The organism is Erwinia sp. ErVv1 (assembly GCF_900068895.1).
Lineage (GTDB): Bacteria > Pseudomonadota > Gammaproteobacteria > Enterobacterales > Enterobacteriaceae > Erwinia.
Genome location: NZ_CDPK01000003.1, coordinates 53303 through 67770, shown reverse-complemented (window position 1 = coordinate 67770; position 14468 = coordinate 53303). Strand labels below are relative to the sequence as shown.

The window sequence follows — 14468 nt, the reverse complement described above, 5'->3', positions numbered from 1 at the left end:
TTATAACGAGAGCGCCCGCTCGCCCTGCTGCCGGGCGCTCCGGATCCACAGCCAGCTACCATTGAGCGCAATCAGCGTCAGAATGACATATTCTACCGCCATCGCCCAGACGCCCTGCCGGGCAAAAATCATTACGCTTATCACGTTAATGACCACCCAGATCAGCCAGTTTTCGACGTATTTTCGCGTCATTAAGATCATCGCAACAATGGATAGCACCATCAGACAGGAGTCCCAGAACGGGAACGCGTCCGGCTGCAGCGTCGGCTGCGTCACCGCCAGCCCCATCGCCTGCATGCCCTCCACCGCAATGGCGGTCAGCCAGGCAAATACCGGATTGATATAGCGCGTCATCAGTGCGATAGCGACAACGCAGACCACCAGCCAGGCCAGCGCCTTCGGCAGTCCCATCCAGCGGATTTTTAGCGCCTGCTGATGATCCGCCGTCTGCCTGCTCCAGGCATACCAGCCGTAAATATTGGCTACCAGGAAAAAGAGCTGGAGCAACAAACTGGCGTAGAGTTGGATCTGAAAGAAGATCACCGCGAAAAGGGTGACGTTTACCAGACCAAACGCATAGTTAATTATTTTTTCCTGGCTGGCAAGCCAGATGCAGAGCAGCCCTGCCAGCGTGCCTATGGCTTCAATCCACGAAAGATCGTAACCGCCTGCGCCGAGGGGAATGTGAACCAGAATATTATGCGTGCTGAAAAAATCCATATTGACACCTTTTGCTGAGCAGTAAGGAGGCCCGTTTATTTTTTTAAACCCGCTGCGAAGGTTAACATACGATTCAGCGGGATCAACGCCGCTTCACGCAGTGTAGCCGCCACCTGAATTTCATGCGTGTCGCCCGCCTGTTCCAGCCCGTCGGCAATCGCTTTCAGCCCGTTCATGGCCATCCAGGGACAGTGCGCGCAGCTGCGGCAGGTGGCTCCCTCTCCTGCCGTCGGCGCTTCAAGCAGTTCTTTTTCAGGGCAGGCCTGCTGCATTTTGTAGAATATGCCCCGATCGGTGGCGACGATAAGCTGCGGATGCGGCAGCGTTTTAGCCGCCTGGATAAGCTGGCTGGTGGATCCGACTGCATCAGCCAGGTCGACAATGGCCTGTGGCGATTCAGGGTGTACCAGCACCGCCGCCGCCGGATAGAGCGACTTCATACGATGCAGCGCCTGGGTTTTAAACTCATCATGGACGATACAGGCTCCCTGCCAGCAAAGGATATCGGCTCCGGTTTGCCTGGCAACATATTGCCCAAGGTGACGATCCGGCGCCCAGAGGATCTTCTCACCCAGACCGTCCAGATAATCAATCAGTTCTACGGCAATGCTGGAGGTCACCACCCAGTCAGCGCGGGCTTTGACGGCCGCAGAAGTGTTGGCATAGACGACGACGGTGCGGTCGGGATGGAGATCGCAGAAGCGGCTAAACGCTTCGTCCGGGCAGCCAAGGTCGAGGGAACACTCCGCTTCAAGGGTGGGCATCAGGACGGTTTTCTCCGGGCTGAGGATTTTAGCCGTCTCCCCCATAAATCGTACGCCTGCCACCAGCAGCGTTGAGGCGCTATGCTGGCTGCCAAATCGCGCCATTTCGAGCGAATCGGCCACGCAGCCGCCGGTCTCTTCCGCCAGCGCCTGTATTTCCGGGTCGGTGTAATAGTGGGCCACCATCACCGCATCACGCTTTTTCAGTAATTCTTTGATTTTTTCCCGGTAGAAAGCCTTCTCATCGGCAGTCAGTCGTACGGGTTTAGCCGGGAAAGACCAGGCCGTCTCAGGATTGAACATCAGGCTCATATCGCGACTCTCGTTTCTGGAACTTAACCCATTCAGCAGAATTAAGGCTTCATTACGCTTAAATTCGGATTTTTGTTTGATATGCTAAACAAGATAGCCGAATTTTTTTTCCCTGTCGTCGGTTTTTTCATCTGTGGCGAGAGGGGCCTGCTCTGTCTCGCAGTGAAATATTTGCGGCTGAGGGCAGTTTCCCGCTCGCAATGCATTGTTTGCCGGTGTGGGCTGCTTCCCGCTCGCAATGCATGATTTGTCGGTGTGGGCTGCTTCCCGCTCGCAATAAGTTATTCTCCGGTGTGGGCAGGGCTCAGCAGGCTGCCTGAATCACCATAGTGGGTGGCTTCAAGTCGTAGCAGCAGCGCCTTGACCTCAAGCCCGCCAGCAAAACCCGTCAGTTTGCCATTGGCACCGATCACACGGTGACAGGCGGCAATGATTGAGATCGGGTTTTTTCCATTGGCCGCGCCCACTGCGCGCACCGCCGCAGGGTGACCGATTTGGCGGGCAATCTGCGCATAGCTGCGGGTTTCACCAAAGGGGATGTCCAGTAGCGCCTGCCACACCTTTTTCTGAAAATCGGTGCCGACAAAATCGAGAGGCAGGCTAAAACGAGTACGCTCGCCGGAAAAATACTCGTTAAGCTGTCGCGCCGTCTCCAGCAGTACCGGATGCGTGGGATCCTCCTGCGGCGACATCTGCCGGACACGCTTAGGGTTTTCATTTTCCCACAGTACCGCCGCCAGCCCTCTGTCGCTGGCGATCGCCGTCAGCTCACCCACCGGTGAAGATATCCTTTTAAAGAAGTAATTCATCATACTCACCCTGCGTCACGCCTTGTAGAAACAATAACGCTTATTATCCTTAATCCTGCAGGGTCTGCCAGCCGTTTTCGGACAGGGGAATAAACCGGTTTGCCGTCCGAAAACCGCCAGTTATAAAAATGAATCATTGCTATCTTCGGTGTCAGGTGATGCCTCCGGAGAGCAGAAAACCTGCATGCTCTTCCCCTCCACCCGATGCAATAAGGCAGCAGAATGATCGATCGTACCGTAGCCTGGCGTGCCATGATCTCACGCGACGTCCGCTTTGACGGCGTGTTTTATGTTGGCGTCACCTCGACAGGGATTTATTGTCGGCCCGTCTGCCCGGTCAAACCGCCCCATCAGCAGAACTGCCTGTTTTTTGACAGCGCCGAAGCTGCAGAAAAAGCCGCCTTTCGCCCCTGCCTGCGCTGTCGGCCTGAGCTGGCACCGGGTAATGCGCCGATCGATAACGGCCAGCGAATCGCTAATCTGCTTATCCAGCATATTGAAAACGGCCAGATCGATGCGGCAGAAGGATTAGAGCAGATTGCCGCCCGCTTTGCGCTCAGCTCCCGGCAGCTACGACGCATCATGCATAAAGAACTCGGCGTTTCTTTCGTTGAGCTGCGGCAAACCCGGCGTCTGCTGCTGGCAAAGCAGCTGCTGACCGAAACGGCACTGTCGGTCACCGATATCGCCTATGCCAGCGGCTTCGCCANGCGGCCTCTTCGTCGGCAGCGTCAGATGTGTATAAGAGACAGCGCCTGCGTAAAACCGTTCGCGAAACCGGATCCGCGGTCCAGGGGGAAACCTCAACGCTGCTGCTGAGCTATCGCCCACCCTACGACTGGGCGTGCCTGCTTGACTTCCTGCGCCTTCGCGCACTAAAAGGCATAGAGAGCGTGGATCACGAGAGTTATGCCCGTACGGTGCGTCTGGGGCAATATACGGGCTGGGTGCGCCTGTCACATCAGCCGCATAAGAACAGTTTGCGCGTGGAGTTTACACACTCCCTGATACCGGTCCTGCCCGTACTGCTCCGGCGGCTGAGACATTTATTCGATCTGGACGCTCATCCCGATCGCATCACCACCCACCTTGAGCAATCCCCGCTGCTGCGGGAAAGCCTGCAAAAAAACCCGGGGCTCAGGCTTCCCGGCGCGTTTGATGGCTTTGAAACGCTGGTCAGAGCCGTTCTGGGCCAGCAGATTACGGTTAAGGCCGCTACCACGCTCGGAGGGCGCTTCGCCGCAGCCTTTGGCGAGCCGTTCGCCACCCCGCTGCCGACGCTTACGCATCTGACGCCGCGGGCGGCAGACGTGGCTCAGGCCAGCCTGGATGAGGTTGCCCGCCTGGGTATTATCAGCGCACGCGCACGGACGCTTATCGCCGCCGCGCAGGCCTGTGACAGCGGGGCGCTGACGTTTGATGCCGTAGCGCATCCGGAGCAGGCTATTGCCGCACTGACTGCCCTGCCCGGCATCGGCCCCTGGACCGCACACTATATCGCCATGCGCGCGCTGCACTGGCCGGATGCCTTTGTCAAAGAGGATGTGGTCGTGAGGAAGAATCTGGGCGGCGTTACCGCCAGAGAGGCGGAGGCGCTTGCGGAAGCCTGGCGTCCATGGCGCGGCTATGCCGTTATGCATATCTGGAAAAATCTGGCGCCCTGAGCGTGCGCTTCGTTATCAGACCCGACCTGGTGTAGCTTCGCACCCTGCACAAATGCAGTAAAGCAAAAAGGCGCCTTTAGGGCGCCTTTTGACATTGGTGGGTCGTGCAGGATTCGAACCTGCGACCAATTGATTAAAAGTCAACTGCTCTACCAACTGAGCTAACGACCCGCTGAAGCGGTGTNGTGCAGGATTCGAACCTGCGACCAATTGATTAAAAGTCAACTGCTCTACCAACTGAGCTAACGACCCGCTGAAGCGGTGTACTGCCTGTTACTATCTGATAGTGGTGGGTCGTGCAGGATTCGAACCTGCGACCAATTGATTAAAAGTCAACTGCTCTACCAACTGAGCTAACGACCCACTTTCGTGCTGTCAGAACGTTTTAACATATGTCCCGGCAACGGCGGCATATATTACTGATTTACCGATTCAGCGCAACCACTATTTTAAACTAACCCGTTCAACTGACTACCTTTCGCGCGTATGGACCAGAAATCACGCGATAACAGGTCAAAGTGTGACACTTACTGCGCGCCAGCCCGTTTTTGCGCATTTTTCGCCGCGTCACTGTTCGGATAAAGTTTGACCACCTGCTGCCAGACGGCTTTCGCTTTTTCCGTGTCGCCCTTCTCCTGCATGATCACGCCAACCTTGTAGAGTGCGTCAGGACTTTTCGGTGACTTAGGGTATTTCTTGACCACGGTGGCAAAATAATAGGCCGCGTCGTCTTTTTTACCTTTGTTGTAATTCAACTGCCCCAGCCAGTAGTTCGCATTTGGCTGGTAGGTTGAATCCGGGTATTTTTTTACAAATGCCTGAAAAGCAGTAATAGCCTGGTCGTTCTGTTTTTTCTCCAGAACAAGGGCGACCGCCGCATTGTAATCGGTATTGGCATCTCCGCTTTGCACGCCAGCCGCAGCCGCGCCGCCGTTAGCGTGCGTACCGCCTGAGGCCGCTGCGGCATCCTCACCCGATACGGTCGGCTGAGCCTGAGCATCAGAACCTGTATTGGCACCAGCAGTAGCATTAGCGCTGCCAGCGCTGCTGCTTAGCGTATCAATCTGCTGATAAAGGTTTTTTTGACGCTCGGTGACCTGATTCAGCTGATACTGATTTTCCTGAATCTGTCCACGGAGGGAATCGATATCGCGCTGGGTGTCGGAGAGCTGCTGCTGAAGCTGCTGGAGAAGTTGTCCCTGAGCATTCGAGATACGCTCAAGGGTAGTGACGCGGTCATCGACCGAGCCTGAGCCAACGTTACTGATTGACGCCTGGGCATTAGCGGCCCAGGGAGCCGCTACGCCAACCAGTAACGACAGACCCAACAGGTGAAGTCTGAAGTTACTAATCATGTGATTCTCTTAGTAGACCAGTACGGCACGACGGTTTTTAGCATAAGCCGCTTCGTCATGACCCAGCACCGCTGGCTTCTCTTTACCGTAGGAGACGATAGAGATCTGATCGGCAGAAACGCCTTTGCCCTGCAGGTACATTTTAACCGCAGTCGCACGACGTTCGCCCAGGGCGATGTTGTACTCTGGCGTTCCGCGCTCATCCGCATGACCTTCTACGGTCACTTTGTATGATGGGTTGTTACGCAGGAAAGTCGCATGCGCGTCCAGCATCTGAGCGAAGTCAGACTGGATGTCATACTTGTCCAGACCGAAGTAAACGATGTTGTTTTTCTGCAGTTCCTGCATCTGCAGGCGAGCCTGCTCGTCAGAAGACATGTTGCCGCCGCCGTTCATGCCGCTGTTCATGCCGCTATTTGCACCATCGCCCATACCGCTGGTCTGGTCGTTGTTGTTGTTTTTGTGTGAGCTACAAGCAGCCACTGCGATTACTGGCAGTGCCAGCATTAAGCCTTTCAGCACTTTATTCAGTTGCATTTCTACAATCCTATTATTGTTTGCCATACATATTTACACATGCATCACAGATACGGCGACCAGGCAGGTGATTTTACCTGTCCATCGGTTGCCGGAAGACGCGCTTTGAAACGCCCATCAGTCGAAACCAGCTGCAGAACGGAACCCATACCCTGTGTAGAGCTATAGATTACCATCGTGCCGTTTGGCGAGAGGCTTGGCGTTTCATCCAGGAACGTGTCCGTTAATTGTTGCACGGCTCCCGTTTCCAGATCCTGCCTGGCGATGTGCTGCGCACCACCGTTGGTGCTAACCATCACCAGTGATTTACCGTCAGTGCTGACGTCGGCATTCTGATTCTGAGAACCTTCCCAGGTCAGACGCTGGGCTGCGCCACCGTTAACACTGATTTTATAAATTTGTGGACGACCTGCCTGATCGGAGGTATAGGCCAGCGTCTGGCTGTCCGGGAACCAGGTAGGTTCGGTATTGTTATAGCGACCGTCCGTTATCTGGCGGATCTGACCGGAACCCAGATCCATCACGTACAGGTTCATGCTGCCGGTCTTCGACAGGGTGAAAGCCAGCTTAGTACCATCCGGTGAGAAAGCCGGTGCGCCGTTATGGCGTGGGAATGAGGCCACCTGACGGATAGCACCGTTTGCCAGCGTCTGAATGACCAGCGCTGATTTACCGCTTTCAAAGGTCACATAGGCCAGTTTGCTGCCATCTTTTGACCAGGCCGGAGACATCAGCGGCTGCGGTGAACGATGAACGACAAACTGGTTATAGCCGTCATAGTCGGAGACGCGCAGTTCGTATGGGAACTGACCGCCGTTAGTCTGTACGACATAGGCGATACGCGTACGGAATGCACCCTTAATGCCGGTCAGCTTCTCGAAGGATTCGTCACTGGCGGTGTGCGCGGCGTAACGCAGCCACTGTTTGGTTACCTTATACTGGTTTTGCGCCAGAATAGCACCGGGATTCCCTGATGTATCCACCAGCTGGTAAGAGACCAGATAGCTGCCATCAGCCCCCGGCTGTACCTTACCCACTACCACGGCATCAATGCCCAGTGCGGTCCACGCCGCAGGCTGGACTTCCGCCGCCGTCGTCGGCTGCTGTGGCAGACGGGCGCGATCCAGCGGATTAAATTTCCCGCTGTTGCGTAAGTCTGCCGCCACGATGCCGCCGATATCTTCAGGTGCGGCACCCGGACCGTCCCATTTGAAAGGCACGACGCCAATTGGACGCGCGGTGTTCACCCCCTGGGTGATTTCAATACGAACTTCTGCATGCGCGACCGCGACAAACAGCAGTAAAAAACTCAGTGCTACACGAAATGCCTGCTTCATCTTTTCTCCCTTACCTGAACGCGATGTCCACGATAATTAGCAGTGTTTCAAAGAACCGTGAATGCATATGTAGAGTCCGGCACGGGAGTTTTGGTTCCCCCTGCCGGAACATACCGGTTTATTATGGCTTGAATATCAGCGTTGCGTCTTTCACCGCCTGATAAACATCCGCGCTTGGCGGCTTCGGTATCCGCGCCATTCTGGCTGCATTGATTGCCGCCTGGCACAGCGCCGGATCGCCCCCCGACTGCACGGCCGAAATTAACAAACCATCAGGTGCAAGTTTGATGCGAACGTCGCAGGTTCTGCCCTTGAACGTATCTGAATCATAGAACTTACTCTGAATTGCGCCCTGCACCTGACCAAGATAGCTATCAATGGCCGCGCCGGAAGCGCCGGATTTTTTCTGGTTACCCTGCCCCGCCGCGCCACCGGATTTACCCTGCTTTGGCGCATTCTTGCCAGAACTGAGTCCGCCCAGCAGATCGTCAACATCACTGCTGTCTTTTGCGGCTTCAGCAGCTGCTTTTTTCTTCGCATCGGCCGCGGCTTTTGCTTTGGCAGCAGCGGCGGCTTTCGCTTCGGCTTTTGCCTCTGCTTTGGCTTTCGCTTCTGCCTGAGCCTCGGCTTTCGCTTTCGCTTCCGCCTTAGCCTCTGCTTTCGCTTTCGCCTCTTCCGCAGCCTGTTGTTTGGCTTCCTGCGCCGCTTTGGCCTCTTCGGCGGCCTTCGCTTTCGCATCGGCGACGGCTTTGGCTTTCGCCTCCTGCGCAGCCTTCACCTTAGCGGCCTCAGCCGCAGCCTCTTTGGCCTCGGCTTCCGCCTGCTTTTTAGCCTCGGTGGCTGCTTTTTTGGCTTCAGCCTCCGCTTTCTTGTGCGCATCAGCCGCCGCTTTAGCCTGCGCGTCAGCTTTCGCCTTTGCGTCAGCCTGAGCTTTAGCCTGCGCGTCAGCTTTGGCCTTTACCTGCGCGTCTGCCGCCGCTTTAGCCTGCTCATCCGCCTGCGCCTTCGCATCAGCCTTAGCCTGGGACGCAGCAGCCTCAGCCTGCTTCTGCTGCTCCTCGGCCTGCTTTGCCGCTTCCTGCGCCTGCTTCTGTTCTGCTGCCTGCTCGGCCGCCTGCTGCTTCGCTTCCTGCTGCGCCTGCAAACGCTCTTTTTCCATCTGCTTTAGCTGCTGCTGTTCCGCCGCCTGCTTCTGCTGTAGCTCTTCCGCCTGCTGTTTTGCCTGCTTCTGACGCTGCTGCTCGGCACGCTTGCTGTCGCTCTGTTGATTCTGCTGACGATTGTACTGTTCAACCACCGCGCCAGGATCAACCATTACTGCATCAATATCACTACCGCCGCCGCCGCCGCTGGCTTCGATATGTTCGTCAAAAGAGCTCCAGATCAGCAGTGCAATCAAAAAGATATGCAGAATAACTGAAATGATAATCGCTCGTTTTAACTTATCGTTTTGCTCGGTTGCCTTCGACACTCTCGGTTCCCAAAAACGGTTCGAATGAATTAAATCGGCTGCGTCATTAAGCCAACAGACTTAACGCCTGCCTGATGCAGCAGGTTAAGCGCCTTGATGATCTCGTCATAGGGCACGGTCTTCGCACCGCCAATCAGGAAAACCGTCTTCGGATTCGCCTGGATACGACGCTGCGCTTCAGCAATGACCTGTTCAGGAGGGAGCTGCTCCATGCGGTCGTGATCGACCACCAGGCTGTACTGCCCTACTCCCGCCACTTCCACGATCACCGGTGGATTATCATCGCTGGAAACGGTTTTTGAATCCGTTGCGTCCGGCAGGTCAACTTCCACGCTCTGGGTAATGATGGGAGCCGTTGCCATAAAGATCAGCAGCAGCACCAGCAGCACGTCCAGTAAAGGCACGATGTTGATTTCGGACTTCATGTCGCGGCGACCGCTGCGACCACGCTTTCTGGCCATAGAGCCTCCGCTGTTACTTGCTGACGTCGCTGGAGAACGCCTGACGATGCAGAATGGCCGTGAACTCTTCCATAAAGTTATCGTAATTCTGTTCCAGCCGGTTCACGCGCTGATTCAGGCGGTTATACGCCATGACCGCCGGGATTGCCGCAAACAGACCGATCGCCGTGGCAATCAGCGCTTCTGCGATCCCCGGTGCCACCATCTGTAGCGTGGCCTGTTTAACCGCGCCCAGGGCGATAAAGGCATGCATAATCCCCCAGACCGTACCAAACAGCCCGATATAGGGGCTGATCGACCCCACGGTGCCAAGGAAAGGAATATTGTTTTCCAGCGCTTCCAGCTCGCGGTTCATTGAAATGCGCATAGCGCGCGTCGCCCCTTCCACCACCGATTCAGGCGCATGGTTATTGGCGCGATGCAGGCGGGCAAACTCTTTGAAGCCCGCATAGAAAATTTGTTCAGATCCCCCCAGCTCGTCGCGACGCGCCTGGCTCTCCTGATAAAGGCGCGAGAGTTCGATTCCCGACCAGAATTTATCTTCGAATGCGTCCGCATCACGCCCTGCCGCATTCAGAATGCGGGTACGCTGAATAATGATTGCCCAGGAGGCGATAGAAAACCCAATCAAAATCAACATGATAAGTTTGACCAGAAGGCTCGCCTTCAGGAACAAATCAAGAATGTTCATGTCAGTCACTGCTTGAACTCCGCGACAATAGACTTGGGAAGCGCAATTGGCTTCATTAGGTGTGGATTAATACAGGCGATAAGGACTTCCGCTTCGTTCAGCGTCTGCCCCTCTGCATTCACAATTCGTTGTGCGAAAGTCATCGTCGTTCTGGTCATCCTTACTACCTCCGACTGCACCTCGAGAAGATCGTCAAGGCGCGCAGCGGCAAGATAGTCAACCGTCAGGCGACGCACGACAAACGCAACCTGCTGTTCCAGCAGCGTCTGCTGATTGAAATGGTGCTGGCGCAGCATTTCAGTTCGTGCCCGTTCATAAAAAGCGACATAGCTGGCATGGTAAACCACACCACCGGCGTCCGTGTCTTCGTAGTAAACACGCACCGGCCATCGAAACAGCGTTGTACTCACTTCTACATCCCGGTATGGCTTTTAAAAAGTCAGGCTGCATCCCCAGGGGACGTAGCGTTGTTGCTATCTCTGGCGTTAGCGTAGAGACGGCTGAGGCAATAACTCCCCGCGTAACGGCTTAAAATTAACGTAACGCTTGCCGTACTATACGCAAGAGATATGCCCTTGGGAATGGGTTGCCAGAGGGGAGAGAAAATAATTATCGTTTGGAAACAACTTGATTGTTTTTGACAGACTTTTCAGACAGAACATGACAGTGCCTGAAGCAGATAGAGAGGGGTAAACGTAACCTGACGCAGCCGGGATAAGGGCGACGTAAAAGCCGCCCGACACGCTCACTTAAAAAAGAATAACAGTCCTGCCAGCAGCACGCACCAGGCCAGGGGTGGAAAGAAAAAGGCCTGCCAGCGCAGCCGCCGTGGCCGGAACCCTACGCCGTGTATAACGCCTGCGCAGACGGCCCAGATCGCTAACAGCCCCTGCCAGAGCGCCAGCTCACCGCTGTTAGCCGCAAAGCGGGCGGGCTCCCAAAAGATACAGCCCGCCAGTAGCAGTGCCATCAGCAGGGACAGCGCCCGTATTGGGCTGCTGTCCATCACCTTAAGCACACGAAAAATTCCCGTTGTCATCAGCGTTCGTTTTTCACTTCGCTCTCTTCGATATGCTCTATCGCCAGCGCCGTAATGATGCCAAAGGCGCAGGCCAGCAGCGTGCCAAGTATCCAGGCAAAATACCACATTGTGCAGCTCCTCGATCAGTAGAGTGAATGGGTGTTATTTTCAATCTGCTCACGCGTGATGCGACCGAACATTTTGTAATAACACCAGGTTGTGTACGCCAGAATAATCGGCACAAAGATGATGGCGGCCACGGTCATAATTTTCAGCGTCAGCAGGCTCGAGGTCGCATCCCACATTGTCAGGCTGATATTCGGAACCGTGCTGGATGGCATAATGAACGGGAACATCGCCACCCCCGCCGTCAGGATCACGCAGGCCAGCGTCAGGGAAGAGAAGAAAAACGCCCAGGCGCCCTTCTCCAGCCGCGAACAGAGCACCGTCAGCAGCGGCAGTACCACGCCCAGCGCCGGGATAGCCCAGAGTATTGGGGCACGGTTGAAATTCACCAGCCAGGCACCCGCTTCACGCGTCACCACCTTAGCCAGCGGATTCGACGGCGCATTGTGATCCAGCACAGAGCTCAGCACGTAACCCTCTATGCCCTTCATCACCCACACGCCGGCCAGCACAAAGCACACCATCATCACCAATGCTGAAATCTGCGCGGCCCCGCGAGAACGGATGTGCAGTTCGCCGGTGGTGCGCATCTGTAAATAGGTGGCGCCCTGCGTCAGGATCATGCTGACGCTGACGATACCCGCCAGCAGCGCAAACGGATTCAGCAGCTGGAAGAAGTTGCCGGTATAGAACAGACGCAGGTATTCATCGGTATGAAAAGGCACACCCTGCAACAGGTTGCCGAAGGCCACGCCAATCACCAGCGGCGGCACAAAGCTACCGATAAAAATGCCCCAGTCCCAGGTACGACGCCAGCGTGGGTCTTCAATCTTCGAACGGTAGTCAAAACCCACCGGGCGAAAGAACAGCGAGGCCAGCACCAGGATCATTGCCACGTAGAAGCCGGAAAAGGCCGCCGCATAGACCATTGGCCAGGCGGCAAACAGCGCTCCCCCGGCGGTGATCAGCCACACCTGATTGCCGTCCCAGTGCGGGGCGATACTGTTGATCATAATGCGTCGATCGGTATCGGTCCGCCCGAGAATGCGTGAGAGCATGCCCACGCCCATATCAAATCCGTCCGCCACGGCGAAGCCAATCAGCAGTACGCCGATCAGTGCCCACCAGACGAATCGCAGCAGTTCATAAGTAATCATCAGAAGACTCCTGTCTTAGCGTGCTGCCGGTGTGGTAAGGGGAGACTGTTCATAGTGATAGCGACCCGTTTTCAGGCTGCTTGGGCCCAGTCGGGCAAACCTGAACATCAGATACATTTCAACCACCAGGAACATCGTGTAAAGCCCGCAGATCAGAATCATCGAGAACAGCAGATCGCCAACCGTCAGTGAGGAGTTCGCCACCGCCGTCGGCAGCACCTCGCCGATAGCCCAGGGCTGACGGCCATATTCCGCGACAAACCAGCCGGACTCGATGGCGATCCACGGCAGAGGAATGCCGTAAAGCGCGCACTTAAGCAGGAAGGTACTTTTGCCAATGCGGTTACGGACTACCGCCCAGAACGCAGCGCCGATAATCAGCAGCATCAGGATGCCGCTGGCGACCATGATGCGGAATGAGAAGTAAAGTGGCGCGACCTGAGGAATGGAGTCTTTGGTCGCCTGGGCAATCTGCGCTTCAGTGGCATCGCTGACGTTTGGCGTATAGCGTTTCAGCAGCAGGCCGTAGCCCAGATCTTTTTTCACCGCGTTGAAGGCGGTGCGTACCTGAGCGTCATCGTTGCCGGATCGCAGCTCGGCCAGCAGCTGATAAGCTTTCATCCCGTTACGGATGCGCACCTCATGCTGCCCCATCAGCTCTTTCAGCCCGGTCACCTGCTTATCAAGTGAGCGGGTAGCAATCAGCCCCAGCGCCCAGGGGATCTGAATAGCGTATTTATTTTCCTGTGCCTGCTGATCGGGTATACCAAACAGCGTAAAAGGAGCCGGCGCAGGCTGGGTTTCCCATTCGGCTTCAATCGCGGCCAGCTTCGTCTTCTGAACGTCGCCGATTTCATAACCTGACTCGTCCCCGAGCACGATAACCGACAGTATTGCCGCCATGCCGAAGCTTGCTGCAATCGCAAAGGAGCGTTTAGCGAAGGCCACGTCGCGGCCGCGCAGCAGGTAAAAGGCGCTGATACCCAGAATAAACATCGCGCCGCAGGTGTAGCCCGCCGCCACGGTATGGACGAATTTCACCTGAGCGACCGGATTGAAGATAAGCTCTGAGAAACTGACCATCTCCATGCGCATCGTTTCAAAGTTGAAGTCAGAGGCGACGGGGTTCTGCATCCACCCATTCGCGACCAGGATCCACAGCGCAGAAAGGTTTGAGCCTAATGCCACCAGCCAGGTCACCGCCATATGCTGGACTTTTCCCAGTCGATCCCAGCCGAAGAAAAACAGCCCGACAAAGGTCGATTCCAGAAAGAAAGCCATCAGACCTTCAATCGCCAGCGGTGCGCCGAATATATCTCCGACGTAGTGTGAATAATAGGACCAGTTGGTCCCGAACTGAAACTCCATGGTCAGTCCGGTAGCCACGCCCAGGGCAAAGTTAATACCAAATAACTTGCCCCAGAATTTAGTCATATCTTTGTAGATTTGCTTACCTGACAGCACGTAAACCGTTTCCATTATCGCCAGCAAAAACGCCATTCCCAGCGTTAAGGGCACAAACAGAAAGTGATACATAGCGGTCAGAGCAAACTGTAAGCGCGACAGTTCGACAATATCAAACATCTTGACTCCTTGCTCCTCGTTCGAGGGTGTTGGCCCTTGAGATGCGCCCTGCCAGGCGGGGCGGTGGGCCAATGCCAGTAACTAAAAAAGATCCCACGGGTGAGTAAAATAAAGATAATTAATCTCTTTTCAGCGCGCTTTATTTGAAATACCCGCGCTTAAAGGGATATCCGTGGCAAAAAGGGAAAGCGGCCACCTTTAATGATAAACAAAACTTAATTATTAAGAATTATAAATTTCAGCGTGAAGATCATTCTTCAAAATAGGCACCCGACAGGTGCATTTTGATGTAACGCAATTTAATCCAAAAGGCTGCATCTAATCCAGAACTAACAATTTAAATAGATTGTACTTTCTTGATATTAATCAAGGTGTGTACTTTGATTTATATGCTAGCGAGGTTTCGTTGTTAATTTATTGTATTTTTCTGGCCGGCATTGTAAATAATAAAACAATAAT

Annotated in this window: 14 protein-coding genes, 3 tRNA genes and 1 pseudogene; 1 reads left to right on the top strand and 17 read right to left on the bottom strand. The window is 55.0% G+C overall.

All coding sequences use genetic code 11. The features are described 5' to 3' along the window. From pnuC to A1830_RS04585, 3 genes are all read right to left on the bottom strand, one after another. Entirely contained in the window at positions 1-720 is a 720-nt protein-coding gene (gene pnuC / locus A1830_RS04595) for a nicotinamide riboside transporter PnuC (RefSeq protein WP_067702437.1), read from the bottom strand. 35 nt (positions 721-755) lie between these two features. Further along, on the bottom strand, positions 756-1796 hold the full coding sequence (gene nadA, locus A1830_RS04590; RefSeq protein WP_067702433.1) for a quinolinate synthase NadA: 1041 nt from the start codon (positions 1794-1796) through the stop codon (positions 756-758). Positions 1797-2077: 281 nt separating this feature from the next. Continuing rightward, positions 2078-2605 (bottom strand): methylated-DNA--[protein]-cysteine S-methyltransferase, encoded by a 528-nt coding sequence (locus A1830_RS04585; RefSeq protein WP_067702430.1) that lies wholly within the window; start codon positions 2603-2605, stop codon positions 2078-2080. A gap of 222 nt (positions 2606-2827) precedes the next feature. Between A1830_RS04585 and A1830_RS04580 the strand changes: the two are divergent. Continuing rightward, positions 2828-4269, top strand: a pseudogene (locus tag A1830_RS04580) (AlkA N-terminal domain-containing protein). Positions 4270-4364: 95 nt separating this feature from the next. Here the strand turns inward: A1830_RS04580 and A1830_RS04575 are convergent. The 14 genes from A1830_RS04575 to cydA all read right to left on the bottom strand — a co-directional run bounded on the left by A1830_RS04575 (position 4365) and on the right by cydA (position 14009). Continuing rightward, positions 4365-4440: transfer RNA gene (locus A1830_RS04575), tRNA-Lys, on the bottom strand. 7 nt (positions 4441-4447) lie between these two features. Next, a tRNA-Lys gene (locus A1830_RS04570) sits at positions 4448-4521 on the bottom strand. A 35-nt stretch (positions 4522-4556) separates the two neighbouring features. After that, positions 4557-4632: transfer RNA gene (locus tag A1830_RS04565), tRNA-Lys, on the bottom strand. A gap of 164 nt (positions 4633-4796) precedes the next feature. Further along, positions 4797-5624 carry a cell division protein CpoB gene (cpoB, locus tag A1830_RS04560; protein ID WP_067702427.1) on the bottom strand — a complete coding sequence of 276 codons (828 nt, stop codon included), beginning with the start codon at positions 5622-5624 and terminating at the stop codon, positions 4797-4799. Positions 5625-5633: 9 nt separating this feature from the next. Next, complete coding sequence (gene pal, locus A1830_RS04555) at positions 5634-6161, bottom strand: peptidoglycan-associated lipoprotein Pal (RefSeq protein WP_067702424.1); 528 nt, start codon at positions 6159-6161, stop codon at positions 5634-5636. A gap of 44 nt (positions 6162-6205) precedes the next feature. After that, entirely contained in the window at positions 6206-7498 is a 1293-nt protein-coding gene (gene tolB, locus A1830_RS04550; RefSeq protein WP_067702421.1) for a Tol-Pal system beta propeller repeat protein TolB, read from the bottom strand. A gap of 121 nt (positions 7499-7619) precedes the next feature. Next, positions 7620-8969, bottom strand: coding sequence for a cell envelope integrity protein TolA (tolA, locus tag A1830_RS04545; protein WP_067702419.1), 1350 nt, complete (start codon positions 8967-8969; stop codon positions 7620-7622). 29 nt (positions 8970-8998) lie between these two features. Next, positions 8999-9430 (bottom strand): colicin uptake protein TolR, encoded by a 432-nt coding sequence (tolR, locus tag A1830_RS04540; protein WP_067702418.1) that lies wholly within the window; start codon positions 9428-9430, stop codon positions 8999-9001. Between the two features lie 13 nt (positions 9431-9443). Continuing rightward, positions 9444-10121 carry a Tol-Pal system protein TolQ gene (tolQ, locus tag A1830_RS04535; protein WP_197473287.1) on the bottom strand — a complete coding sequence of 226 codons (678 nt, stop codon included), beginning with the start codon at positions 10119-10121 and terminating at the stop codon, positions 9444-9446. A 5-nt stretch (positions 10122-10126) separates the two neighbouring features. Beyond that, positions 10127-10531 carry a tol-pal system-associated acyl-CoA thioesterase gene (ybgC, locus tag A1830_RS04530; RefSeq protein ID WP_067702416.1) on the bottom strand — a complete coding sequence of 135 codons (405 nt, stop codon included), beginning with the start codon at positions 10529-10531 and terminating at the stop codon, positions 10127-10129. 335 nt (positions 10532-10866) lie between these two features. Then, positions 10867-11160, bottom strand: a complete 294-nt coding sequence (gene ybgE / locus A1830_RS04525) for a cyd operon protein YbgE (RefSeq protein WP_067702415.1) — start codon at positions 11158-11160, stop codon at positions 10867-10869. After that, positions 11160-11270, bottom strand: a complete 111-nt coding sequence (gene cydX, locus A1830_RS04520) for a cytochrome bd-I oxidase subunit CydX (RefSeq protein WP_067702413.1) — start codon at positions 11268-11270, stop codon at positions 11160-11162. Before cydX ends, ybgE begins: the two co-directional genes overlap by 1 nt. Before the next feature lie 15 nt (positions 11271-11285). Next, entirely contained in the window at positions 11286-12425 is a 1140-nt protein-coding gene (cydB, locus tag A1830_RS04515) for a cytochrome d ubiquinol oxidase subunit II (RefSeq protein ID WP_067702410.1), read from the bottom strand. 15 nt (positions 12426-12440) lie between these two features. Next, entirely contained in the window at positions 12441-14009 is a 1569-nt protein-coding gene (cydA, locus tag A1830_RS04510; RefSeq protein ID WP_067702407.1) for a cytochrome ubiquinol oxidase subunit I, read from the bottom strand. Positions 14010-14468 lie beyond the last annotated feature (459 nt).

Bases quoted from the DNA above. Each gene is read 5' to 3' on its own strand.
- tolB (WP_067702421.1), bottom strand. From the start codon at position 7,498: ATGAAGCAGGCATTTCGTGTAGCACTGAGTTTTTTACTGCTGTTTGTC.
- ybgE (WP_067702415.1), bottom strand. From the start codon at position 11,160: ATGACAACGGGAATTTTTCGTGTGCTTAAGGTGATGGACAGCAGCCCA.
- cydB (WP_067702410.1), bottom strand. From the start codon at position 12,425: ATGATTACTTATGAACTGCTGCGATTCGTCTGGTGGGCACTGATCGGC.
- cydX (WP_067702413.1), bottom strand. From the start codon at position 11,270: ATGTGGTATTTTGCCTGGATACTTGGCACGCTGCTGGCCTGCGCCTTT.
- A1830_RS04585 (WP_067702430.1), bottom strand. From the start codon at position 2,605: ATGAATTACTTCTTTAAAAGGATATCTTCACCGGTGGGTGAGCTGACG.
- cpoB (WP_067702427.1), bottom strand. From the start codon at position 5,624: ATGATTAGTAACTTCAGACTTCACCTGTTGGGTCTGTCGTTACTGGTT.
- pnuC (WP_067702437.1), bottom strand. From the start codon at position 720: ATGGATTTTTTCAGCACGCATAATATTCTGGTTCACATTCCCCTCGGC.
- tolR (WP_067702418.1), bottom strand. From the start codon at position 9,430: ATGGCCAGAAAGCGTGGTCGCAGCGGTCGCCGCGACATGAAGTCCGAA.
- nadA (WP_067702433.1), bottom strand. From the start codon at position 1,796: ATGAGCCTGATGTTCAATCCTGAGACGGCCTGGTCTTTCCCGGCTAAA.
- pal (WP_067702424.1), bottom strand. From the start codon at position 6,161: ATGCAACTGAATAAAGTGCTGAAAGGCTTAATGCTGGCACTGCCAGTA.
- tolQ (WP_197473287.1), bottom strand. From the start codon at position 10,121: ATGAACATTCTTGATTTGTTCCTGAAGGCGAGCCTTCTGGTCAAACTT.
- cydA (WP_067702407.1), bottom strand. From the start codon at position 14,009: ATGTTTGATATTGTCGAACTGTCGCGCTTACAGTTTGCTCTGACCGCT.